Below are 20,761 nucleotides of genomic sequence, written 5' to 3' on the forward strand. Positions count from 1 at the left end.
GGCCAGGGAAAGATCGTCAGGCCTGTTGCCCCATCTCATGTTCTTTGCGGTCCCGTTCTTCGGCGAGCCGCTGGTATGTTGTTATCGCTTCGTAGAAGTCGGCCGGGCCGTCGCCGATGGCCGCGCGCGCCAACTCGGTGGCGACTACGTTGCGCCACAGGTCCAGATGCTTGATCTCGTAACTCACGACGTCCTGCCTCGCCTCTCCAGCCTCTCGATCGCCAGCCCTAGCTGTTCCAGAGACAGGCCGTCCACGCGCCCTCTGCTGACAATCCCGCGCAGCTGACCCGGCTCCAGCCCGACGATCGTGGCTGCCTGTTCTATCGACAGGTCGCGTTCGTGCAGCGCGGACGCGATGGCAAGCGCGGCATCGGCTTTCATCTGTGCTACGCTGAGCCCGGGAAGCCTACGATCGCCAACGACGTTGCCGGTGTCGTAACCAATGTCGTCCCGCATGCGCGCGCACCTTTTCGTTGCTTCAGACCATGTTTTCCCCTTATTGAATAAGATGCAAGCGCCCGTGCGCTAACCCTGCGCCGGATATCGGCGGGACATTCGCCCGCCGAACATCCAGAAAACTTGGATCGACACCAGCGGGCCCCGGCCGGGCGCCGAGATCATCCGTGCCGCCATCGAAGGGCTGGTTGCGCCAACCCAAGTCTTTCGACGACGTGACGGATAGGGGGCCATGCCGGGCGGAGAGGGCAATCGAACAAACAGCGCAGCCGCGTGCGCCTCATCTGCACAGCGTTGAAAGTCTTTTCGCCGATCTCATCGATGGCAACGGAATTTTGGTCGGCGACGGCGTTTTCGAGGTCCCGTCTTCCGACACCAAAGCCATATTGAACTGGTATCGCCTAAACCGTTCGAAGTGGCGGGGCCGCATGAACGAGAGCGGCCTCCACCCTCGCCGGGTTGTATTGGGAAAGTGCCATCAGCTGTCCCGCCGGGTGCGATGTCGATCGGCAACTCGAAACATCGCGCGTTCGTGTGCACCGCTTTGCGGGGATCCATGCTTACAAAGCTCCACCGGATTTCACATCCCGGTGACTCGCTCACCCTTCGGAAGGGTGGAAGGATCGGCAAGACTTCGTTGCTCAACTCCATCATCTGGTGCCTAACCCGAAAGATCCTGCGTCCCCAGTGGTCACTGGAGAGCGGCATTGAGAATTCGACAGAAGGAATGTCCTTGGGATCGCGTAAAATGTTGGTGCCGAGTGGGACAATTCCGCCTCCGTTCATCCAAGAACCCCTGCCGACTTTGAGCGCGCCCTTCGGTTTACAGTCTCCTAGGCTTCAACCCGGATTCGCGGAAGCCAACCCACCCATGATGTGAAGCCGTGTTTTCGACTGCTTTCCCGGACCTGAGCTTCATCTTCCCCCGTGACCGACTTCTAGCAACTGAGCGACGGCCCGCAGCAGGTCGCCACGAGGCGATTTCTCGACAAGGCAGGGACGACGGCGTATAGATTTTGACACTTTTGGCCGCGGAATAAGAATTCGGACATGCGAATATAGATTTTGACACGTTGGCGGCGGTTGGGGGTGTGAAGAAATGGATGCGATCGTTGATCCTGCCGAGCTTGAAAACAGGCTTTCCTCAGCGGTGTCGGGAATTCAAGGCGGCAAGGCCGTCGGCTACGCCCGCCTTTGGAAGGAATATGCTGTGCGGGCGCCTTTGCGCTCCGCCGAAGCCATTGCAGGCGGTCGTCTGAGCCGCAACGAACGGGAAGTGGAAGGGGTCCTGTGGCGGTCGGCCCGTTCCTGGCCTGGCGACACGCTCTTCGACCACTTGGAATATGCCGTCCGTCGGGAAAGACTTGATCTCCTCCTTCTGAAAAGGCTTTTCCTCAGCCTGGAATCTGGTGACGTGAGGGACTTGGCGGAAGCCATCAGGACCAGACCGTCGTCCGTAAATGCGCGCCGCGTCTGGTTCCTTTACGAGTGGCTCACCCGACGGGAGATGGATGTTCCTGACCTTAAAGTCGGGAATTACGACCTCGTCCTCGATCCGGCCACTTATTACGCCCATGGCGCGCCGACGATGAACCGCAGGCATCGTCTACACGACAACATGCCGGGAACACCGGAATTTTGCGCGATTACCCGCAGGACGGATTTCCTCGACTTGGCAACTGGGTACCAGTCGCGTATCCGGAGAGTTGTCGATGATGTCGATCCCGACCTGCGTCGCCGCGCGGCGGCCCATATGGTTCTAAAGGACAGCAAAGCGAGCTTCGAGATCGAGGGCGAGATTGAGCCCGGACGACCGGCGAACGAGCGCGTGCGCCGCTGGGGGAAGGTCATCGGCCGCGCGGGTTCGCGCCCTCTTGATATGGACTACCTTTCGCATCTGCAAGAAGAAGTGATCGGAAATAGTCCCTTCGTCCGGCTTGGCTTCCGAGCAGAGGGCGTGTTCCTGGGAGACAGGGACCGTGAGGGGGGGCCGATCCCTGAATTCATAGGCGCTCGTGCAGAGGACGTGCCGTCGCTCGTCGATGGAATATTACGGTTCAACTCGAAGGCGCTCGAAGACGACGCATTCAACCCGGTCGCACATGCAGCTTCGGTGGCATTCAGCTTCGTTTATGTCCATCCGTTCGAGGATGGGAACGGACGCATTCACCGTTACCTTATCGAACACGTGTTGGCGGAGCGCAATGTTTCCCCTTCAGGCATGGTCTTTCCTGTTGCGCCGGCGATCCTCAAGAGGATCGAAGACTATGCGAGAGTCCTGAAACAGCACTCTCTGCCGCTGATGGAATTCATTCCTTGGAGGGCCAGTGGCAACGGCAATGTCGAGGTCGTCGAAGATACCTCTGATCTCTATCGCTTCCCCGATGTGACCGAGCAAGCCTCTTTCCTGGCCGAATGCATGGAGCAGACGATTGATCACGACATGCCCGACGAGATCGGCTATCTGAAGGCATTTGATCAAGCGGTTAAGGCTATCGACAGCATCGCGCCCATGCCGAACTCCAAGGCCACCCTTCTTATAAGTCTCATCAACCAGAATGGCGGAAGCCTATCGAAAAAGAAGCGCAAGGCGGAATTTCCCGAGCTGGAAGACCGTCTCCTGCAACAGATTGAAGATGCTGTGAGGGACAGCTTTGCCGTCGTTCAGACAGCAGACACAGCTATAGCTGAAAACATGAGCGTATGAGTTTGACACATAACCATGAGTATGTACGAAACTTGACACGGGCATACGATTTTTGACACGACATCTGGGTCCATCGGCATATGCCGTCCTGGTTCACTTCAAACTTTTGATTTTCAAGGCCGTGTCGCCCTCCGGTTCATGGAAGAGTCGCCCGAGCGATGCATCGCAGTACGAGAGCTTTCGGTCTGCGCTCCATTCGCCGGAGCCGTTGCCGATCCAGAAGATCATACTGTACTGCACGCTTCAGCAGTTGGTTGGGGGTGTTTACGGTCATCGGCTGCAACGAGGCGATGAGAATGGCCTACCGTCGTGGTCGTTATCTTGGCCGGCATGAGCACCGGCTGTCTCGCGAAGGCACCCCCGGCACTGACATGACTTTCTTCGAAAGGCCGGTGGAACGGGAACGTCGTGGTCCGCACCGCTCGCTTTTTTTGGTGTTCCAGCTGCTGAGCTAGCCATATCGCGCTGGTCACATGTCGCTTCGCACTGAAACCTGCAGCACGGCGGCAATGCTGCAAATCTCACGATGTGACATCGAGATTCCCGATTCACAAGCATGGAGTAACGGGGAGAGATCGTCTCCTGCTCATGGGCGTCTCATCCGGGCGCGGATCCGTGAACGCTCCGTGAGCTGCCCAAGATCACGCCTGCCCTGTCGCGTCAGCCGCCGGCGCAGCACGGCTAAGGCCTCCACGCGGTCATAGCCGTCCGCGACCAATAAGTTGAGTGCTGCCCGCATCAGCAACGCGGCGGTCGGTTCAGTGGATGTGGCCATGTACCCATCATTGATGGCATCGATATAACAGACCGTGGCGGCCGCGAGTGCTGCGTCCACGCTGTCGGCCTCTGGCGCGCGCCTTGCCGCCAGCCGCAAACGGTATCGCCGCTGTCGCTGCTGATGGCCGCTTTTCATCGGATTTGGATACCGCGGCATGCCTTCCCTCCGTCACAACGTGAATCCACGCTGAGAAAGTCGGATGGCGCCAAGCAAGTCACAACGAGACGTCTGCGAAGCCGCCATGTCCAGGCCTGCTGCACCGCAGCTCGCAGCGGGAGGAGCCTGCAAAGGGCAGCCGATGACACCTAAAGGTTACAAACTTAAATTGACCTCAATTGCCGACAAGTTGTTTTCCGCTCTCCGCACGCTATCGCACCTGCCCGCGCACGGGATGACGGACACGCTGGTGGTGCCGCCGCCACGCGATCGGCGTATCTTTGTGATGCTGTTCTCAGGGGCGAAGAAGCCCGGTTAAGAGTTGATGGAGGTTCTGGCGCAACGAAACGCCCACCGTCACCGTCGGGCACATTGAGATGTCAATGTCGGCTACCCACGCGTGACGTAGCGCAGGACAAATGATTGCCGAGATTGCAAATGGGCGAGCGCCATCACAGCCATCGCCGGTGAATGCGATGTATGGTTATAAGCTCCCCGCCCTTGCGCGAAACATGTCTTCCGGAGGCCTTCTTAGAGTCCTCCAGGGATTGGCTGCTCGTTACTTACCGCGATGATAGTTCTCGAGATTGCGCATCTCGGTGAGCTTCAGTCGGCTTTTGCTACGCTTCGGTGGCATGCTCGGTGATTTCAGTGCCCGAGCGTAGTCGAATTCGACGCCGGTCAAGGCGGTTAGATCGCCAAACCGACGGCATGGGCCATGATCGGCGGTAGCGCATTAGCAATCTGACGTGTTTTCGTCTTGCGATCCTTGTCCGACCATTCCTCGCCGCCGCCGATGAACTTCCAGCCGTCCGGGAAACCTTGCAGCCGGGCGCCCTCTCGGCAATGCCAAAGGGATCAATCTTCATGTCGATCCAGTCGTCCTTGCGAAGGTTCGACGAAAACGCCAACCGACCTGATTGTTCGGAGCCGCCAACGATGGTCGAGCCACGGCGATTGGCATGGTTCTTGGCCCAGTCTTCCGCCTCGGACCAGCCATCCGCTGCGACGAGGTCCAGCAATGCCTCGCCGACCGTCAGATTCCACTCAGGAAACTTCGGCGGCATCTTGAACTGTTGGATTGGGACGTCGCGGAAACCGACAAAGGCGACGCGCGGGCGCAGTTGTGCAAGGCCATAGTCGCTGCCATTGATCGAGAATATCCGGCTCTGGTAGCCGAGATCGGCGAACCGCCGATAGAGATCGGCCCGGTAGTCGGCATTGCCCTGGAAGCCGAAGCCTTTGACGTTTTCGAAGAAAAAGCAGCGCGGCTGGACCTCGTCGACCAGTCTCACCGCTTCCATGAACAGGTCACGCTCGTCGTCACGGCCTCTTTGTTTGCCCATGCTGGAGTGCGGCTGGCAAGGCACGCCGCCCGCTACAAGATCGACATTGCCGCGATGGTGACGGAAATCCACCTGGGTGACATCGGCGCAGTGGACCGGCCCGAACCAGCGGTTGGCCATCAGGGTCTCGGCCGCGGCGGGATTGCGCTCGTAAAGCCCAAGTGCGTCAAATCCCGCCGCATGAAGTCCAAGCGCCTGCCCGCCTGCCCCGGCGCAGATCTCGAGCGACGTGAGGCGGTATGGCGGTTGAACCTGTTTCGGTGTGGCCGGCTCGGCGGGCAGCTTGCGCGCCTTCAGGTCGCTCTTGGAGATACCGTTGTCGTTGAACAGCCAGATCGCGCTCTCGACGATGTCGAGGTCGATGTAAGCGTAGTCCCTGTCGAACGGATTGCCGTTCTCCTCGTCGGCGACCTTGAAGATTCCATCCGCCAGGTTGCGCAGGCTGTCATATGCCTGAGCCAGATGAACAGTTTGGGTGTCGTTCCCGTGGAAACCATATTCCCAGGCTGCGGGAAGACCGGCCATGTCGAACACTGCCTCGAATTCCCGCGGGCAACGTCCGGCTTCTTCTTGAAGGCGAATGCGGCGTGTTTCGAGTTTCTTGAGATCGACGCCTTCGTCCTGGGCGTCATTGAAGAAATCGACGAGCGACTGGGCAAAGAAGATGAACCGGTTGGTGAAGGCGTCGAGTTCGATCTGCGCCTTGCGCTGGGCTGATAGCCGCAGCGCCTTTAGCCGCTGGCGCTCCAGCTCAACCGCCGGGTCCGCGGCCTGCTCCCGCTGGCGGCGCTTGATTGTGGCCACATCACTGGAATGGGTGAAGCTGCCCGCCTCAATGCGTTCAAGGGCCTCCTTGCGGACAGGTTCAGGCGCGGCAATGAGTGACTTGGCGACGGTTATCGGCAATCCGCGCCTGGTGATCGTCTCCTCATGCTGGCCCAAGGTTCCCGCGAACTGCATGTACATGTTCAGATCGCTGCGATTGAGACCGCATTCCGACACCAGGAACGTCTTCAGCTTGGATGCCGGAAGGTGCTCACGTATCCGCCCGATCTCGGCGGCAATGCGCACATAGGCTTCGGCCATGCGCTGGTTCTGCTTGGACACCACGGTCTTCAGCGAATGCAATGCTTCATTCAGATCAGGCGCCTGTTCCGGCGCGACGGGTTCTAGCGGTATGACCTCGACCTGTTCGTCGCGGGCGGGTTCTGTGAAATCCATTTGGTATATCCCCACCATATTGACGGGGGGCACTCTCGGCATCCAGATCCTAACTTCGGATGAAGAGGATGGCCTGACATTTGAGCGATGGTGCGATTTCCCTCCCGCCCGCACAAGTTGTGGTTAGCAAACTCTTTGCGCGGTCATTTCGAGACGCGGGCACTGGTGCGCCGGCGGGGCGGTAGATCGATTCGACGCCTGGGGCGACGCACCAGGAATCGTCGGCAGGTCAGCTATAATTTTTGCGTGTGGGTGCCCGTGGCTCGGGCGCACTAAGCGACTTATGCGTTGGGCACTAGATCTTCCCTTGCGCAACGTACCAGTCGCGATCGGCTTTCCAGCTGCGCACCTCACCAAGATAGAATGCAATTTCTCCAAGAAGCCGGTAGTGGTCAGGCTCCCGATCTGCAATTGCCTCCACCGCGCGGTGCTCGCGTTGCAACATCCTCTCGAAGACCGGAATGAAACGGGCAATCACAATTCCATCATCATACATCCGCATGAAGGCCTCATAGGCATCAACTGGCGTGATGGTCGGCGACACGTGAACACATCGGAGCCTGTCGGCACCGTGGCTTTCCACATTCCAAAAGCGCTGTTTCAATACGACCCCGCCGATGGCGTCGGCATGATCACGCGCTTGCTCGAACTCACCTGGTTGTTGGCCCCCAGTGGCGGGGTAGCGGGTGGGAGTTTCCTTATAGTGCGTCAGGTCATCGAGACTGTAGACCTCATAGCCGAATGCCGGCGACAGGTCTTCGCCGGGCCGCACGCTAACATCGGCGCTTTGGCGGCGATAAGGGCCAATCGTTCTTGAGACCCGATAGCCATGATGACGAAGCAGCCAAACCTCGTCTTCGATCCTGTCGTTCAGGTCGCCTTCTTCCGCGCCCAAGAGAGGCTCGCGCTCAGCGAGCCGCCTGTTCCACGCGTCTATCGCCCTTTGAAGCGGAGCGCCCATCGCTTCCGCCAGCTTGAGCGCGTTCTCCTCCCGAATCTGCCACTCATATGCAGGGTCGTAATCAGCAGTGCTGGTGTCGCGTAGTTTTGAAAGATCAAGTCTGCCAACCATGTTCACTTCCATCCTGTGATCGCGACGGCCATCAACGGCGATAAGAGTTCGTTCAGGTGGTCGCTCCCAAATGGTGGGCGCGGATTGCAACGTGACGCAATAGGTATTTGCAGGTATTTGCCGATCTGCATCTCATCGCCGGGGCGGCATCGGCCGCGAACGCGATGGATGTGGCTTCGGCCGCTGCCTTGCTGATGCCCCCGTCAGTGGCAACTTTCCGTCCGCTGCTGCCCCACGGAATTGCTCGCATGCCGCCGCTTCACAAATGCGTGGCGTTGTCACCAAGGCCCGCCATGCAGGCGCGGCAGCTTGTCCGAGCGTCGGGGGCGTTGACGCCGTGGCGGAACCGGATGAGCATTTTGATGTCGACCCCACACTGGAAGGAACCGGGATCATGGAAGATATCCTCATCAAGCCGACGGACGGTGACGCTCCGACTACATCGCCGACGACCGGTGGCCGCATCTTCTGCGATGCACCGCTTCTCTGCGACGAGGTTCATGAGCCCGCGCACGCACCCGCCACACTGGCCAAACGCGGCGATTACGACGAGATCAAAGATATTGTGTTCGCGAATGGCGGCGCGCTTTCCGCCGCTGAAATCATCCGGAAGTTCGATGATATCCTGCCTGAGACCTTCGTCGCGTTCGACACGAAAATGCGCGGCGACAGCCTCAATATCGATCTCTACGGATACGATATCGAGCAGGATGTCGCGATCGTCCAAATCCGGCATTTCTTCCGCCGCTATCGTAAGGGCTATGCCAACATCCATAAAGATTACGTCCTGGTCGGCCGCAACGGGATCACCAATGAGCTTTTCCGGCACCCGGTCTCGAGCCATGCCGTGCATGCCGGCATTCGCAAGGACGACAAAGATCCGGTAGCGGCGGTCCGGGCCGCACAGCGCTGGATGTGGGGTGTTTCGGACAAGCAGTTGGCCAGCGGCATTCGCCAAGGTGACATCCTGATCGTTCCCGCCAAGGGCAAACCCGCCCAAGCCGAGATGATCGAGGCTGAAACCGTTCTTGTCGGGGGCACCCATGAAGTCCATGCCGCCGCGTTTTGCCGCGATCGCAATGGGGTGGTCTTTGCTTACGGGCCGACGGTGCGGCACACAAAGGGCCAGCATCTCACCGCCTATGGCGACGGCGATTTTTGGCACTCGATCCGGGTCGCCGCGTCGGCGACGACCTGGGAATGGGGCGCTCGCCTCGGTGATTGATGCGACAGACATCGCGCAAACGACAGAGGCCGAGATGGAGCGGCGTCCGGAACGTCGGTGGCTTTTTCCACCGCGGAACGGCGGCAACAAAAACCGGCATGTGTGACGATTCGGTTTTTCTCCAATGGCGAAGGCCCGGCTTCCGGAAACGGAGAACGCCACATGGCTCTGAACCAGGCGGGGATCAGTCGAAACGGCACGCCATGGCGTGAAATTTCAGCACCATGACGGCCATGCACAGCGACCAGTCGTCTGGAACCAGCGGTCGTTACTACCGCACGCCGGACACGCGTCGGGCCTCGCTCCGGTTCCCCGCCAGCACTCGCAGCATATCCCGCGGTGAGCCTGCCGATCACGGTCCCGCATTCCCGGCAGTACGCCGTGTCGTCGATGCCATCCGCGCCGCATTGCAACGCAATCCAAGCCGTCATTGCCCCGCCTAGCTCGGCCTCCCCGCGTCCGGGTCGACGAGAACGCCCAAACTTTGCAGGATGCGGATGCCGGACCAGAGCCGCGGTCCCGACGTCGAGATGGCAATCATGCGACGGCCGATCTCCTCCGGGTCGGACAGGCCCTCGACGTCGGCGGGAAAGTGCCGGTTGAGGAAAGCGACCAGCGAGCAGACCTCGCTTTCTTCAGTCATCCGACGTGGCCCCGCATGCCGGGCACTGCTCTTGCTCGTCATGGAACCGCCGCCCGCATGAGCCGCAGGCCCAGCCCGGGCCTTCGGCGGGTCGCTCGAGTGCTGTCCGCGCGATCTCAAGGAAGCGTCCGGTCTCCTGCGCCGCCCGCGAGTGGGCGGCGATCCGCTCCTCGACCATCGGGATCGGTCCATCGTCACCGGATGGCGACACGCCGCTTAGAATCTTGACCTGCACCGCGCCGTCCGCCAGCCGGATCAGCGCGGCATGATGGTCGCACTCCCAGCCGCTCCAAAGGACCGCTGTCAGGTCAATCATCTCCGCTCCTTCGGGAAGCCACGCCTGCCACAGCAACGTGACCGCGGCGCGCTGGTCTTGCGTCATGTCAACCATCAGCATTCTCACAACTCAAGCACCAGCCGCGCATCGAACGCGAGATTTTCGTTATCGGGTTCCTTGGGGTTGCACACGACGCGGGTGCCGGCGACGCGATAGTCAAACGAATCATGCATGTGACCGTGCACCAAAGGTCCGGCCGCCGCTCCTCGATCAGCGCCGACAGGTCGAATGCGAAGCATGCGTTGAGCGCACTTCCCTTGAAGCGGCGATGGATGCTCCACCGGTGTGGCGCGTGATGGGTGACGACGACCGTGGGGCCGTGATGCGGCTCGGCGAGGGTCCGCTCCAGCCATGCCCGGCTACGCCGGTGCAGATCGAGGGCGCGCTTCGGCGGGAAGCCTTCATATTGCGGCAGCCGCCTCCAGGCGATCTGCCTGAAGTCGTTCAGGTGGCCGTCGGCGTAGGCCATGGCCCAGCGAACGTTGTAGGGGTCGCTACCCTCGACCGCGAAGTCCGTCCACAGCGTCGCGCCGAGAAAACGCACGCCACCGATGACGATGCTGTCGTTCTCGAGGAAATACACGCGGCCCGGGAACTCTTCCGCCGCCGTACGGCCCCACTCGAAGCCTTCAAAGACCGAGTCGCCGTAGAATTCGTGGTTGCCGGCCACGAAGACGACCGGCATCGCGGTCGCGATCTCCCTGCCGAGATAATGGATGGCGTTGGCGCAGCCGTTGAGGATGTCGCCCGGAACGACGCAGACATCCGCGTCCGGAAGCCGCCCGAGCGGCGGCAGCCATCGTTCGAATTCCAGATGCAGATCGGAGAAGAGCCAGATTGTCATGTCACGCGCCCTCCTCGAAGGTCGGCTCGACCCCCTTCATGCCCGCGGTGAGCTGCTTGAAGGTGAGCGGCGCGTAGCCGACATCGGCGCAATCGACACCGACATCCCGGCTGCGCCCCATTGAGGCCAGACCCGCGTGACAGTGGCCGAAGAAATGCCAGGCGCCGCGCCGGATGCCGGGCCACGTCCGCTGGGCGTAGTGCGAGAGGAAGACCTTCTGGCCCTCATCGTTGACAGAAGCTGCTGTGTCACCTGCTCCCACGCAAGCTCGGCGATCGCGGCGGCCACGGCGATGCCGCCGGCATAGTCATGGTTGCCCAGGATCAGGATCTTTCGTCCGGCGAGGCGGGTGAAGATGGACTTCACCCGGGCTTTGTCGTGAACGCCGAAGCTGAAATCCTCAAGATGGTAGACGAGGTCGTCCGGACGCACCACGGCATTCCAGGCGCGGATCAGGAACTCGTCCATCTCCTGCGTGGAAGCGAACGGCCTCGGCCGAACGATGGTCGGCGAGATCATCAGGCGATGCCCGAAATGCGTGTCAGCGGTGTAATAGTTGGTAACGTATGCCATGGGGAGGTCTCCTCGATACGAAAGCGTTGACGGGCGCGGCTACGGGCCGCGTGGGGCGGTCAGATCGCTAGGCGTATGAGGTTCCTCATCATGGCTCGGTCTCCGGTTCTGTCACCGTAGTCGACAGGATCTAAGAAAGTGCGATCGACTTACCGGGCTCCATGCATCGGCATCAATAACCGCTCGCTACTGCACTGTTGAGGACGCGCTCGCGAGCGGCTCGCGTTAGCGCCTCTCAATTTTCCCGGCCAACTGTGAAATCACAGTCGCCGGATCGAATCGCAGTATTTCAGAGAGTTGAATAAACTCTACAACGTCGATTCGTCGTTGCCCGCTTTCCAGTCGCGCCACAAACGATTGGTATTCGCCCAACTTGGCGGCGAGCTCGGTCTGAGTCAGCCCGCTCCCCTCGCGCTTCTCGATCAAAATGGCGACGAGCTTATTGTGGCGGTCCGATCCAAGCGTTTTCACCACGGTTTTGCCTCATCTGAATGCAGATGAGGGCTTCAGTTATATCTGATTTTCAGTTATCTTAAATTCAGATATTCTCGATCGAGGACTTAGGCGCGGCGAAAGATGGAAACGGTTAGCAATCGACAATTCGACCCAGCTCTTCTGCTTTGGCGTGACTGGAACCGAGCACGGTACGTGTCGCTGGTGCTGTGCAGGCTTCAGCAGCGGCTCGAGGGGCGTTTGATGGTCAATACCGGAATTCGGGTATTGACTGCGGGTGAAGCCGCTGGCCGCTCCACGAGACCGAAAAGGCGGAGTGTCGTGCTGGATACGCTGGCTGACGAATACTCGATTGCTCGCGAAGCCGAGGTGTTTGCAATGACAGAGGCGCTCGGATTTCAGGATGCGATCCCGGACGTTGAAGCTCTGTCGCTCGCGGGGATCGTGGCAAAGCTGGAAATGATAGTTGGCGCGGACCGGGACATCGGCGACCCGACGGACTTCCCATGGCCGCACATCGCGTCTGTTCTGCGCGACCTGAAGGCGATTGCTGGCAATCTGCCGACCTATCCGTCAGGCCGAGCCGCGACCCGTACGGATGTGGCGCGGCATTGGAAGGAAGCCGCGAAGCTCGTCGCGGCCTTGGTGGCGGAAGAAGCTTCGGAACGCCGTGAGTTGTCTACCCGCATGATCTAAGATTAGGGGGCGTAAGATCGACCATTTTGGCAAGGACAATGGCCATTACCGATTGACGGGCTGCGGACTGGAAGGGAATCGAAGGCGCACGGCCCGGCGAGCACGATCACCATCTAGCCTGAGCTGAGCCTGAACTTACCGCCAATGACGGCTTAAGTGCTTATGCCCGCGGTGATCAAGCAAACCCGGAAAACAGCGGTCCGACCGCGGAAAGCGTATAAGACTCACGGTTCGTTTTTAGTCCGTCTAACAAATCTCCCCACTTCTAGATCAGCGTCAGTCGCTGCTTCCAATAGGTCGCGCGGTTGTAGGTCCGCCGGATGGCGTTCTTGTCCTGGCGTGCCAGGACCGCCTCAATTGCGTCTGGATCGTAGTTGTGGGCGTTGAGGATGGTGCTTGCAGTCACCCGGAACCATGGGCGGTCACTTCGTCCTTTCCGTAGCCCATACACCCCAGCCTGGCATTCATGGCATTCTCGGAAAGCGGCCGCTTTGTGGAGCGGATCGAAGGAAAGTCCAGGCCGCCGTCCTCGGAGAGCGGCCAGACCTCTTCCAAGACCAAAAGCGCCTGTTTGGATAGTGCACGTCGTGCGGAGCACGCATCTTCATGCGCTCGGCCGGAATACGCCAGACGGCCTTCTTTCGATCGAACTCGTCGCGCGTGGCGCCCCGAACCTCGCCGGGACGGACACAGGTGAGGGCTAGAAACTGGAGGGTGGCTTTGACGTTGCCCAAGACAGCGACGAGGAAGGCACGGCCGATTACACGCTGCCCGAGCCATACGCCGATGAAGCCGAGGCGAAGAAAGCGGCAAGGTCCAAGGCGAAATCGCTCAAGTCCGAGAGGATCCGAACTACCGTGACGCTGTTGGGCGATCCGACCATCCGGGCTGGCGCGCCCTTCCGCTAACAGGGCGTCCGGCCGAGATCGACGCGATCGAGTTCATCATCGAATCGGCGACGCACACGCTGTCCAAGTCAGGCTACACGACGCAAGTCGAGGCCAAGCTGAAATCCGACGCAAAGGGCAAGGCTGCGGCGGCAAGCAATTCCGCAGATGGCGAAGCCAGGGGGCGGGGGAGGGCGCGCGCTAGGAGCCTCGGGCGAGGCAAGTAGCGGCAGCACCTCAACCCCGCCAGCAGCCGCCCCTGTGCCGACGATTCCGTCTCCCAGCGGCATCGGTAGCGCCTGACTTCGTCGGTTACTCTTTATCAAAGGATGGCAGCCGCAAGCGCTCGTTGTATTCCGCGAACGTCAGTGCCTTTCTTGAGTGTCTTCTCAATGGGCGCCGCAGTGCCAGACACCCATACCTTGAGTTCTGCATCAAGGTCGAACGTCCCAGCCGTCTCAACCGAGAAGCGCACAATCGCTTTGTATGGAATGCTCTGGTAGTAGACCTTGCTACCTGTAACGCCTTGTATGTCCACGAGGATCAGGCGCGTTGGTGAAATCGAAGAAGTCGCGAATGAATTTATAGGCAAGATTGACGTTCTCGCCCTCTATCAACACTCCATCCAGTCGGCGTGCGAGTTTATCAGCATCAACTTGCGTCCCATGCCCTACTAGACCGTCTAAAATTCCCATCTTTCCCCTCCCAAGCGTCAACGGTAGCGCCACTATCGTGACGCCGAACTAAGACGGCGCGCATTTCGCACTACGTTGCGCAGCCTTGATCGCGATCAGCTCCCCCTTGTGTTGTGCGACCATGCCTTCTTTGTCGGCGCCGGTAAGGCTGCTCATCGGTACGCCAATCAGGAAAACACCGACTGCGTCCCCGGTGACCGCTTGGCGCTGCTGCGCCTCAACCGCAGTGAGGGCGGCAGCGGATCGTTGATGCTCGGCGGTCAACTGCCCGCAGTTAAGGCCGGAATATGCATTCACTGGCATCGCCATGGGCGTAATGCTCTCAGGGTTCTTCGCGCACCCAACAAGCACAGAAGCCACGAAAGCGGCCGCAATCAATTTAGTTTTCATAGATTTTCTCCCAAGACCCAAGAGCATTCAACGTTGTGACCGAGGGAATGTCTAGTAGATCGAAGTGGGCCAGCCAATTTACCTCAGAAAAGCAGACCTGCGCGCTACGAAGGCCGCGAGTCCGGTCGCACGGGGCGAACCTTGGGGGCGCGACCGGACTCTGCCGCAGGTAGGCACCGGAGCGGGTGATTTTCGTAGCACAGGGATCAGCACAATCAAGCGGGCCTGACCGCCGTGGCACTCTATAGGGTCATGCGGTCAGACCCTTCCGCCTGGACAGAGGCAGCGCGCAATCGTAGCGCGAGCCGGTAACTCATCACAACTAACTCAAAAGGACTAGGTCATGGACGGAACCGTTCCAGCCGGAGCGGCGATGCTGCTCGACTTCATTCGCGAGACTGAAGTCGGAACGGCAGAACTGCGTGGCTACGACGTCATCTACGCCAACAAGCAGGCCCATCTGCCCAAGCCGATCACGCGGATGACTGTCGCCGAGTTGCAGGCGCACCAATCAAAGGGCTGGCCGGCCAGTCGACGGCGAGCGGCGGGTATCAATTCATGCGCGCCACTCTGGCGGGGCTTCGAACGGAACTCGGCTTGCGTGATGGTCAGATATTCGACGCCGACCTGCAGGACCGGCTTGGCTTCCACCTATTGAAGCGGCGCGGATACGACTCGTTCATGACGGGCAGATCAGCGTAGCGGAATTCGGCAAGCGGCTCGCAATGGAGTGGGCGAGTTTCCCGGTGCTAGCCGCCACGAAGGGCGCGCACAGACAGCTAAAGCGCGGTCAGTCGTCCTATGTCGGCGACGGGCTCAATAAGTCGCTGGTGGCGCCCGAGACCGTCGAGGCTCTGCTGGACAGGGTGAGGGCACTCGCCAGCAAGCCCGCGCCGTCTCCCGCACCATCCCAGCCAGTACCGCAACCAAGCACGCCCACGAAGCCCGCAGGCGGCAAGACACGAGCCTCCGGTTCGATCCTCGCTGCCTTCGCGCTGATTGCCGTGGCGGTCGTTCTTTTCATCATCTTTGGGAGCTAAGCCATGATCGAGCAGCAATTGCAGTATGCGGTGTGATGCATGAGCAGAGCCAAAGGTCATCTTGATGCGCTGCTCGATGGGCTCGGGATCAAACTGGTTTATCGGCGCCGTGCCGCAGCACAGAGCCATGCCCCGCGGCACGATGCATGAGATCAGGAACACCTATGGCGACGGTCACCTGATCTTCGTGCTGCGCTGCATCCGGCAGACAAGGAACAACCGCGACGAGCTCTGGTCGGAAACGATCGGGGCGATATCGGACATCCTCATCCAACGGCCAGATTGGGCTTTGGACAGGGCAGGGGAGGTGCTGGAGGCCTTCGACCACATTCCCCTCGGACCATTGCGCGGCGAGGCCGTAGCGCGCCGGCCGTGGCCTGTCCGCGGCTCATTGCGGATGCTGATCTACAAACACCTTGAATCCATCCTTGATGAACCGGAGCAGCGCCTTGCCGTCTAAGAAACTGAGCTACGAAGAGCAGGCCGCACTTGCCGACCTCATCATGATCGTGAAAGCCCGCTTCATCGAGGCGGCCGACACTATGGTTCATCTCGACGTCGGTCAGGTCCGGCCTGCAAAGGTCCGTTCGCTCTGGCCGGCATTTCAAACGGACAACATCGGTGGCCACCATCCCGGCTACGGCATCAATGGCAGCCGCGTCACCTATCGGCCGTCCAGCCAGGCGATTTCGCGCGCCGAGGAAGTGCTGTACCGTTGGCTTCTCGACTTTGTCGAGACCGATGAGGATCGGGTGCTGCTCGGCAAATGGTCGATCTGCATGGCGGCTCCTCGCGTCGGCGGGTCATTTCGGAAATTCTGCAAGAAAACCGGCCGTTCGCGTAGTACGGCCGAGAGGCGTGTAGACCGTGCATTCAAAGCGGTTGCGGACGCGATCCTTAAAAATGCTCAATCGTTACAAGGCCCTAACTGGTCAAGGGTGATGCCAATGATGCCAAATCAGCGTATGGATTTTGGCAAGATGGCGAGCATCACGCGTTGGATGGCGCCAGACGCAAAACCCCAACACATTCCGGAAATGTTGGACGTTTTGCGAGAAAAAGCAGCGTGAACCCAGCTCAAGCGGGGCCTTGAGCACAAGGGCGGCTTGCCCCCAAATTCGCATCATCGATCTTGGAGGGACTGCGGAGGCGAGTCTCCGGAAGCATCCGGGTTTGTGTTTCTCAACCTGGGTGACAGCAAGAACGCCGCTACCACGAACACCGCCAAAACTAACACCACGATTGCGGTTACACGTCGCGACATTGTGGCTCTCCGCTATTTCGGCATCATGAATGCATCCCAAGGCTCCGAAGCGTCCTTCTTCCGGTCGAACTTGATGGCGAATTCCTCTCGGATCGCCGTTCGGACTGCATACTCCTCGATTTGGTCGTCCGTGAGATTGCAATCGGGAACGATGCTCCGCACTTCTTTGACCAGTTGAGTCGTCGAGATAGCCCGCCCGTTCACATGCTTGCACAAAAAAAAGAGCACGGCCCGTTTCACCGCAGCCGGAACACGGAAGGGGCAAGCCTCAACAATGAATTCATAAGGGGACTGGAAGCGTCCATTCAGCATGGCGGCACCTCATCAGAAAAACGAGCATCCCAACCCGCCACGAACGAAGAAGTTCGTCTCAGAGCGAAATAAATCTTGAGTTTGAAGCGTTGCTTAAGTAGGCGGTTCAAATCCGCCCACACGAGTTCAGGACGACGCAGGCCGGCAACGGTGCTGCACTCGCCGGTAAGCCAGCAACCCGGCATTTGGTGGCTGACTTCTGGATTGAGCCGCCCGTCCTGACACATCAGAAAGGCCGCATCGCTCCATTCATATCTTGCCGAGCGGTCAGCGGCTACCTAGTGCGCGTCGTATCGGATGTATGGCGTCGGCCAGCTAATCCTGCCAGGCCAACAAGCCCGAGCAACCCGATCCAGCCCCAGTCAAAATCATCGTCTGTGGTGGCGGTCGCTGGTGGCTCTGCTGGTGTTTCCTGAGCCATCGCTATCGAAGCCGTTTGAAGGCAGGCGATCATAGCAAGCGCGGCTACGGTGGAATTGCGCATCGAAATACTCCTTGAGTAGTGGAATTCGCCCCAACTGAGCGCACACTCTTATTGTTCCTTCGCCGCCGGATCGTGGTTGCCGCTCGGGCCGGAGCAATGAAGTGCAGTTTTGTTGAGCCGTTCAGGTGAGGGTGATTGTCGTAGCAAGCGAGCACAGAACCCGGCAGCAGCAAAGAACAGGTAGGCAGGGAACATCATTTCAAGGCTGAGGTTTGTACTCGAACGGAGCAAGCCAGTGACCAGACGGCCTATTCAAACTCCAGAGCAGCAGCGATCAGACGTGGACGCCGGCCGAAACGGTGACAAAACTCCCGGCTTTGATCCGGCCGCAGCACCGATGGAAACGGACGCTGAGGCGTCGGGCTTTAATACGGAGCTCTCATCAGATAAAGCGTCCGCGAGGTCACCGGAGTTCAGGAACGCGGCGACATTCGCGAACGCGATGCGGCCGATGGAGGGTGAGCCCGGTTTGAAGCCCGGAGGAAACGGGCCGCTGTTGGTGATAGCTGCTGTCGTCGTGGTTGCCGTCGTGGTCATCATTGCGGCGGCGGCCATACGGTAGAAGCGAACAGATAGGTCACATATCGTTCAGCGGCTTTCGCACGGACGATAGCCACCGCGATCAGGGCTCCCGAACCCTATGTGCCGTATATGAGCGCCGCTCCGGCCAAAGCAAAAAGGACGATGTATAGCGCGGCAGCCCCACCGGCGCCCCAAAGGAAGAACCGCCTCGTGCCGCGTTTCGTTTCTTCGTAAAACCTGTCCTCTGGCATAGCGCCCGTCCTTCTTGTCGGGTCGAGAAGGTGCCTTTGCGACATATTCAATCGGAGCTTTGACGCACCTTCGGCGAATCGTCGCGACGTCCCGAATTGTTCGGCACACGTGACGTCTCGCGGCTCTCACCCTTCACCTTCTCGTCTTTCAGTTGCTTCTCAACCGTGGAACGCGACCCTTCAGCTGGGTCTCGTTCAAAACGCTTACTCTCAGCCATGTTTGATCTCCTTTCGGAGCCGAACGGTCAGGTCACGTAGTTGTTCCGCTCATGACACATGCCCAGTAAGCCACCGGTCCACCGCCCACCGGGCACCACCGGCAACCGCCAGCAACAACGCCGCCTCTACGACCAGGCACGCGACACCCAGCCTTGGCGCCGCTGGTACAAGACTGCACGTTGGCAAGCTACGAGAGAAGCGCAACTCATTGCCGAGCCCCTATGCCGTAAGTGCAAGAACAAGGGCATTCTGACACCGGCCACGGTCTGCGACCACGTAGAGCGGCACAATGGCAATCCTGCCCTGTTCTGGTTCGGTCCATTCCAGTCACTGTGTCCGCCCTGCCATTCGAGCGACAAGCAACGGGAAGAGAACGGCGACCTCTGACTGGGAGGGGGTAGGCGAAAGTTTAGGGGCTCTGGGGGCTAGACCGGTGTGGGGGAACTTTTCCACCCGTGCAAAATGAAGGACATTTTTGATGGGCGGCAGAAAACGAACCCCGGACCATCTGAAACTGGTCGCTGGCACGGCCCAACCATGCCGTATGAACCCGGATGCGCCGAAGCCGCTGGAGGACACGCCGACAGCGCCTGAATGGCTGTCCGCTCGTGCGGCGGAAATCTTCGATGGCCTCGTGGCGATCATCGTGAAGATGGGAATCGGTTCGGCATCGGATACCGCCATGCTGGCGATCGCTGCTTCTCGATTGGAAGAAGTCGAGATTTGCACGGCATTGATCGAGGACGGCGGCCGGACCTTTGTGAGCGGGGTCAAATACGACGATGAAGGCCGCGTCGTCAGCCAGCAGATCAAGGGCCATCCTGCCGTTGCGCAGCGTAGCGAGGCCATGCGCCATGCTCAGTCCCTGCTTGTAGAATTCGGCCTGTCGCCAGCCGCCCGATCGAAGGTGTCGGCGAGTGTCCCAGATGAGCAAAACCCGTTCGCCGCGCTCGGCTGATCACCCGCATGTCGACGCTGGCAATCGGTACGCTCGCGACGTCGTCGCCGGAAAGATACCGGCGTGCAAATGGGTGATTCTGGCGTGCAAGCGGCATCTCGACGATCTGGAGGCGAGCAAGGGGCATAACTTCCCGTACCGGTTTGATGCGAAGGTCGCGGAGAAGTGGTGCAAGTTCCTCGAACTGCTGCCGCATACCAAGGGCGAATGGGCGAGGAAGGGGCAAAAGCTCAAGCTTGAGCCTTGGCAGTGCTTCAAGACCATTTGCTTGTTCGGCCGGCTCAGGAAGCAGGACGGGTTACGGCGGTTCCGCAAAGCGCTGATCCTCGAACCGCGGAAGACTGCAAAATCGACATGGGCGGCCGGCATTGGCCTCGGCATGTTCACAATCGACGGCGACCATGGTGCTGAGGTCTATTCCGGCGCCACGACGGAAAAGCAGGCGTGGGAGGTTTTCAAGCCGGCCAGGTTGATGGCCATGAAGACGCCGGCGCTCTTGTCCACTACGGATCACGGTCAACGCCAAGAACATCCACCGGCTGGGCGACGGATCAAAGTTCGAGCCGCTGATTGGCGACCCCGGCGACGGTGCATCGCCGAGCTGCGCGATTGTCGACGAGTATCACGAGCATGCGACTGACCGGATGGTCGACACGATGGAAACGGGCATGGGCGCCCGTGAACAACCGCTCCTGCTCATTATCACGACCGCCGGCGATAACCTGGCCGGCCCCTGCTACGCGATGGTGCAGGAGGCCGAAAAGGTTCTGGAAGGCGTCATCGAGAACGATGAGCTCTTCGCGCTGATCTACACCGTCGACAAGGACGACGACTGGTCATCTGACCGGGCCTTGCGGAAGGCGAATCCGAATTACGACGTCTCGGTCAAGGGCGAGTTCCTGCGAGCCCGGCAGCGGGACGCGAAGCAGAACCCGCGTAAGCTCGGGGTCTTCAAGACCAAGCACCTCAACATGTGGGTGCAGGCTCGCAATGCCTACTTCGACATTCAGAAGTGGCGGGAAAGTACGAAATCCGCCCTTCGGCTGGAGGATTTCAAGGGCAAGCCCTGCCGGATCGGCTTGGACCTCGCATCGGTCATCGACATCGCGGCGAGGCGCCTGGCGTCATGTTCCAGCTCGCTGCTCCTTCCGGGAGCATGATCGTGAGCCCCGGCGAGCGAATGGGACCCGTCAGTCAAATGGACATTCGTTATTGATTGTCTCGATCGCCTT

At 59.9% G+C, this 20,761-nt stretch carries 27 protein-coding genes and 1 pseudogene; 12 read left to right on the forward strand and 16 right to left on the reverse strand.

Features of this window, described 5'->3' with window-relative positions; translation table 11 throughout:
• Positions 1-16: 16 nt before the first annotated feature.
• Positions 17-187 (reverse strand): hypothetical protein, encoded by a 171-nt coding sequence (locus ACLKMW_RS22695; protein ID WP_415726808.1) that lies wholly within the window; start codon positions 185-187, stop codon positions 17-19.
• Positions 184-456, reverse strand: a complete 273-nt coding sequence (locus tag ACLKMW_RS22700; RefSeq protein ID WP_415726809.1) for a hypothetical protein — start codon at positions 454-456, stop codon at positions 184-186. Before ACLKMW_RS22700 ends, ACLKMW_RS22695 begins: the two co-directional genes overlap by 4 nt.
• 1,099 nt (positions 457-1,555) lie before the next feature.
• Here ACLKMW_RS22700 and ACLKMW_RS22705 point away from each other — a divergent pair.
• Complete coding sequence (locus ACLKMW_RS22705; protein ID WP_415726810.1) at positions 1,556-3,163, forward strand: Fic family protein; 1,608 nt, start codon at positions 1,556-1,558, stop codon at positions 3,161-3,163.
• A gap of 586 nt (positions 3,164-3,749) precedes the next feature.
• Here the strand turns inward: ACLKMW_RS22705 and ACLKMW_RS22710 are convergent.
• A complete protein-coding gene (locus ACLKMW_RS22710; protein WP_415726811.1) occupies positions 3,750-4,097 on the reverse strand; it encodes a hypothetical protein in 348 nt (115 codons plus the stop codon).
• Between the two features lie 85 nt (positions 4,098-4,182).
• On the opposite strand from ACLKMW_RS22710, the gene ACLKMW_RS22715 reads away from it, so the two are divergent.
• Entirely contained in the window at positions 4,183-4,416 is a 234-nt protein-coding gene (locus tag ACLKMW_RS22715; protein WP_415726812.1) for a hypothetical protein, read from the forward strand.
• A 301-nt stretch (positions 4,417-4,717) separates the two neighbouring features.
• Here ACLKMW_RS22715 and ACLKMW_RS22720 read toward each other — a convergent pair whose 3' ends face one another.
• Together ACLKMW_RS22720 and ACLKMW_RS22725 are read right to left on the reverse strand one after the other, a co-directional pair.
• Entirely contained in the window at positions 4,718-6,664 is a 1,947-nt protein-coding gene (locus tag ACLKMW_RS22720) for a DNA cytosine methyltransferase (protein ID WP_458575179.1), read from the reverse strand.
• Positions 6,665-6,959: 295 nt separating this feature from the next.
• Positions 6,960-7,736: a hypothetical protein gene (locus tag ACLKMW_RS22725; RefSeq protein ID WP_415726813.1), complete on the reverse strand. Its 777-nt coding sequence runs from the start codon at positions 7,734-7,736 to the stop codon at positions 6,960-6,962.
• A 394-nt stretch (positions 7,737-8,130) separates the two neighbouring features.
• Between ACLKMW_RS22725 and ACLKMW_RS22730 the strand changes: the two genes are divergently transcribed.
• Complete coding sequence (locus ACLKMW_RS22730) at positions 8,131-8,961, forward strand: hypothetical protein (RefSeq protein ID WP_415726814.1); 831 nt, start codon at positions 8,131-8,133, stop codon at positions 8,959-8,961.
• Between the two features lie 439 nt (positions 8,962-9,400).
• On the opposite strand, the gene ACLKMW_RS22735 is transcribed toward ACLKMW_RS22730, so the two are convergent.
• The 5 genes from ACLKMW_RS22735 to ACLKMW_RS22755 all read right to left on the reverse strand — a co-directional run bounded on the left by ACLKMW_RS22735 (position 9,401) and on the right by ACLKMW_RS22755 (position 11,832).
• The gene (locus ACLKMW_RS22735) at positions 9,401-9,604 is read right to left on the reverse strand and encodes a hypothetical protein (RefSeq protein WP_415726815.1); all 204 of its coding nucleotides are present in this window, start codon (positions 9,602-9,604) and stop codon (positions 9,401-9,403) included.
• Complete coding sequence (locus ACLKMW_RS22740; RefSeq protein ID WP_415726816.1) at positions 9,597-9,995, reverse strand: hypothetical protein; 399 nt, start codon at positions 9,993-9,995, stop codon at positions 9,597-9,599. The genes ACLKMW_RS22735 and ACLKMW_RS22740 overlap by 8 nt, the downstream gene beginning before the upstream one ends.
• Positions 9,988-10,785, reverse strand: coding sequence for a metallophosphoesterase (locus ACLKMW_RS22745; RefSeq protein WP_415726817.1), 798 nt, complete (start codon positions 10,783-10,785; stop codon positions 9,988-9,990). Before ACLKMW_RS22745 ends, ACLKMW_RS22740 begins: the two co-directional genes overlap by 8 nt.
• A 36-nt stretch (positions 10,786-10,821) precedes the next feature.
• The gene (locus ACLKMW_RS22750; RefSeq protein WP_415726818.1) at positions 10,822-11,358 is read right to left on the reverse strand and encodes a hypothetical protein; all 537 of its coding nucleotides are present in this window, start codon (positions 11,356-11,358) and stop codon (positions 10,822-10,824) included.
• Between the two features lie 225 nt (positions 11,359-11,583).
• Complete coding sequence (locus ACLKMW_RS22755) at positions 11,584-11,832, reverse strand: helix-turn-helix domain-containing protein (RefSeq protein ID WP_415726819.1); 249 nt, start codon at positions 11,830-11,832, stop codon at positions 11,584-11,586.
• Between the two features lie 174 nt (positions 11,833-12,006).
• Here ACLKMW_RS22755 and ACLKMW_RS22760 point away from each other — a divergent pair, with 174 nt between their 5' ends.
• Positions 12,007-12,507, forward strand: a complete 501-nt coding sequence (locus ACLKMW_RS22760; RefSeq protein ID WP_415726820.1) for a hypothetical protein — start codon at positions 12,007-12,009, stop codon at positions 12,505-12,507.
• 265 nt (positions 12,508-12,772) lie between these two features.
• Here ACLKMW_RS22760 and ACLKMW_RS22765 read toward each other — a convergent pair whose 3' ends face one another.
• From ACLKMW_RS22765 to ACLKMW_RS22775, 3 genes and pseudogenes are all read right to left on the reverse strand, one after another.
• Complete coding sequence (locus tag ACLKMW_RS22765; RefSeq protein ID WP_415726821.1) at positions 12,773-12,913, reverse strand: hypothetical protein; 141 nt, start codon at positions 12,911-12,913, stop codon at positions 12,773-12,775.
• A gap of 803 nt (positions 12,914-13,716) precedes the next feature.
• Positions 13,717-14,089 (reverse strand): annotated as a pseudogene (locus tag ACLKMW_RS22770) (PH domain-containing protein).
• Between the two features lie 48 nt (positions 14,090-14,137).
• Positions 14,138-14,479 (reverse strand): hypothetical protein, encoded by a 342-nt coding sequence (locus tag ACLKMW_RS22775; RefSeq protein ID WP_415726822.1) that lies wholly within the window; start codon positions 14,477-14,479, stop codon positions 14,138-14,140.
• Between the two features lie 343 nt (positions 14,480-14,822).
• On the opposite strand from ACLKMW_RS22775, the gene ACLKMW_RS22780 reads away from it, so the two are divergent.
• The 4 genes from ACLKMW_RS22780 to ACLKMW_RS22795 all read left to right on the forward strand — a co-directional run bounded on the left by ACLKMW_RS22780 (position 14,823) and on the right by ACLKMW_RS22795 (position 16,589).
• Entirely contained in the window at positions 14,823-15,137 is a 315-nt protein-coding gene (locus tag ACLKMW_RS22780) for a hypothetical protein (RefSeq protein ID WP_415726823.1), read from the forward strand.
• Between the two features lie 88 nt (positions 15,138-15,225).
• Positions 15,226-15,519, forward strand: a complete 294-nt coding sequence (locus ACLKMW_RS22785; protein WP_415726824.1) for a hypothetical protein — start codon at positions 15,226-15,228, stop codon at positions 15,517-15,519.
• Positions 15,520-15,646: 127 nt separating this feature from the next.
• The gene (locus ACLKMW_RS22790) at positions 15,647-15,979 is read left to right on the forward strand and encodes a hypothetical protein (RefSeq protein WP_415726825.1); all 333 of its coding nucleotides are present in this window, start codon (positions 15,647-15,649) and stop codon (positions 15,977-15,979) included.
• Positions 15,969-16,589 (forward strand): hypothetical protein, encoded by a 621-nt coding sequence (locus tag ACLKMW_RS22795; protein WP_415726826.1) that lies wholly within the window; start codon positions 15,969-15,971, stop codon positions 16,587-16,589. The genes ACLKMW_RS22790 and ACLKMW_RS22795 overlap by 11 nt, the downstream gene beginning before the upstream one ends.
• 206 nt (positions 16,590-16,795) lie before the next feature.
• On the opposite strand, the gene ACLKMW_RS22800 is transcribed toward ACLKMW_RS22795, so the two are convergent.
• The 3 genes from ACLKMW_RS22800 to ACLKMW_RS22810 form a co-directional block, all read right to left on the reverse strand.
• Positions 16,796-17,095: a hypothetical protein gene (locus tag ACLKMW_RS22800; RefSeq protein ID WP_415726827.1), complete on the reverse strand. Its 300-nt coding sequence runs from the start codon at positions 17,093-17,095 to the stop codon at positions 16,796-16,798.
• A 274-nt stretch (positions 17,096-17,369) separates the two neighbouring features.
• On the reverse strand, positions 17,370-17,579 hold the full coding sequence (locus tag ACLKMW_RS22805) for a WGxxGxxG family protein (protein ID WP_415726829.1): 210 nt from the start codon (positions 17,577-17,579) through the stop codon (positions 17,370-17,372).
• 820 nt (positions 17,580-18,399) lie between these two features.
• Positions 18,400-18,570 carry a hypothetical protein gene (locus ACLKMW_RS22810; protein WP_415726830.1) on the reverse strand — a complete coding sequence of 57 codons (171 nt, stop codon included), beginning with the start codon at positions 18,568-18,570 and terminating at the stop codon, positions 18,400-18,402.
• Between the two features lie 58 nt (positions 18,571-18,628).
• On the opposite strand from ACLKMW_RS22810, the gene ACLKMW_RS22815 reads away from it, so the two are divergent.
• The 4 genes from ACLKMW_RS22815 to ACLKMW_RS22830 all read left to right on the forward strand — a co-directional run bounded on the left by ACLKMW_RS22815 (position 18,629) and on the right by ACLKMW_RS22830 (position 20,689).
• Complete coding sequence (locus ACLKMW_RS22815) at positions 18,629-18,958, forward strand: HNH endonuclease (RefSeq protein ID WP_415726831.1); 330 nt, start codon at positions 18,629-18,631, stop codon at positions 18,956-18,958.
• Positions 18,959-19,115: 157 nt separating this feature from the next.
• Positions 19,116-19,529, forward strand: coding sequence for a P27 family phage terminase small subunit (locus ACLKMW_RS22820; RefSeq protein WP_415726838.1), 414 nt, complete (start codon positions 19,116-19,118; stop codon positions 19,527-19,529).
• On the forward strand, positions 19,498-20,169 hold the full coding sequence (locus ACLKMW_RS22825) for a terminase large subunit domain-containing protein (RefSeq protein ID WP_415726832.1): 672 nt from the start codon (positions 19,498-19,500) through the stop codon (positions 20,167-20,169). The genes ACLKMW_RS22820 and ACLKMW_RS22825 overlap by 32 nt, the downstream gene beginning before the upstream one ends.
• Positions 20,138-20,689: a terminase TerL endonuclease subunit gene (locus tag ACLKMW_RS22830; RefSeq protein ID WP_415726839.1), complete on the forward strand. Its 552-nt coding sequence runs from the start codon at positions 20,138-20,140 to the stop codon at positions 20,687-20,689. Before ACLKMW_RS22825 ends, ACLKMW_RS22830 begins: the two co-directional genes overlap by 32 nt.
• Positions 20,690-20,761: the final 72 nt, after the last annotated feature.

It is taken from the genome of Borborobacter xinjiangensis, assembly GCF_047739745.1.
In the GTDB taxonomy this organism is placed as follows: Bacteria; Pseudomonadota; Alphaproteobacteria; order Rhizobiales; family Rhizobiaceae; genus Pseudaminobacter.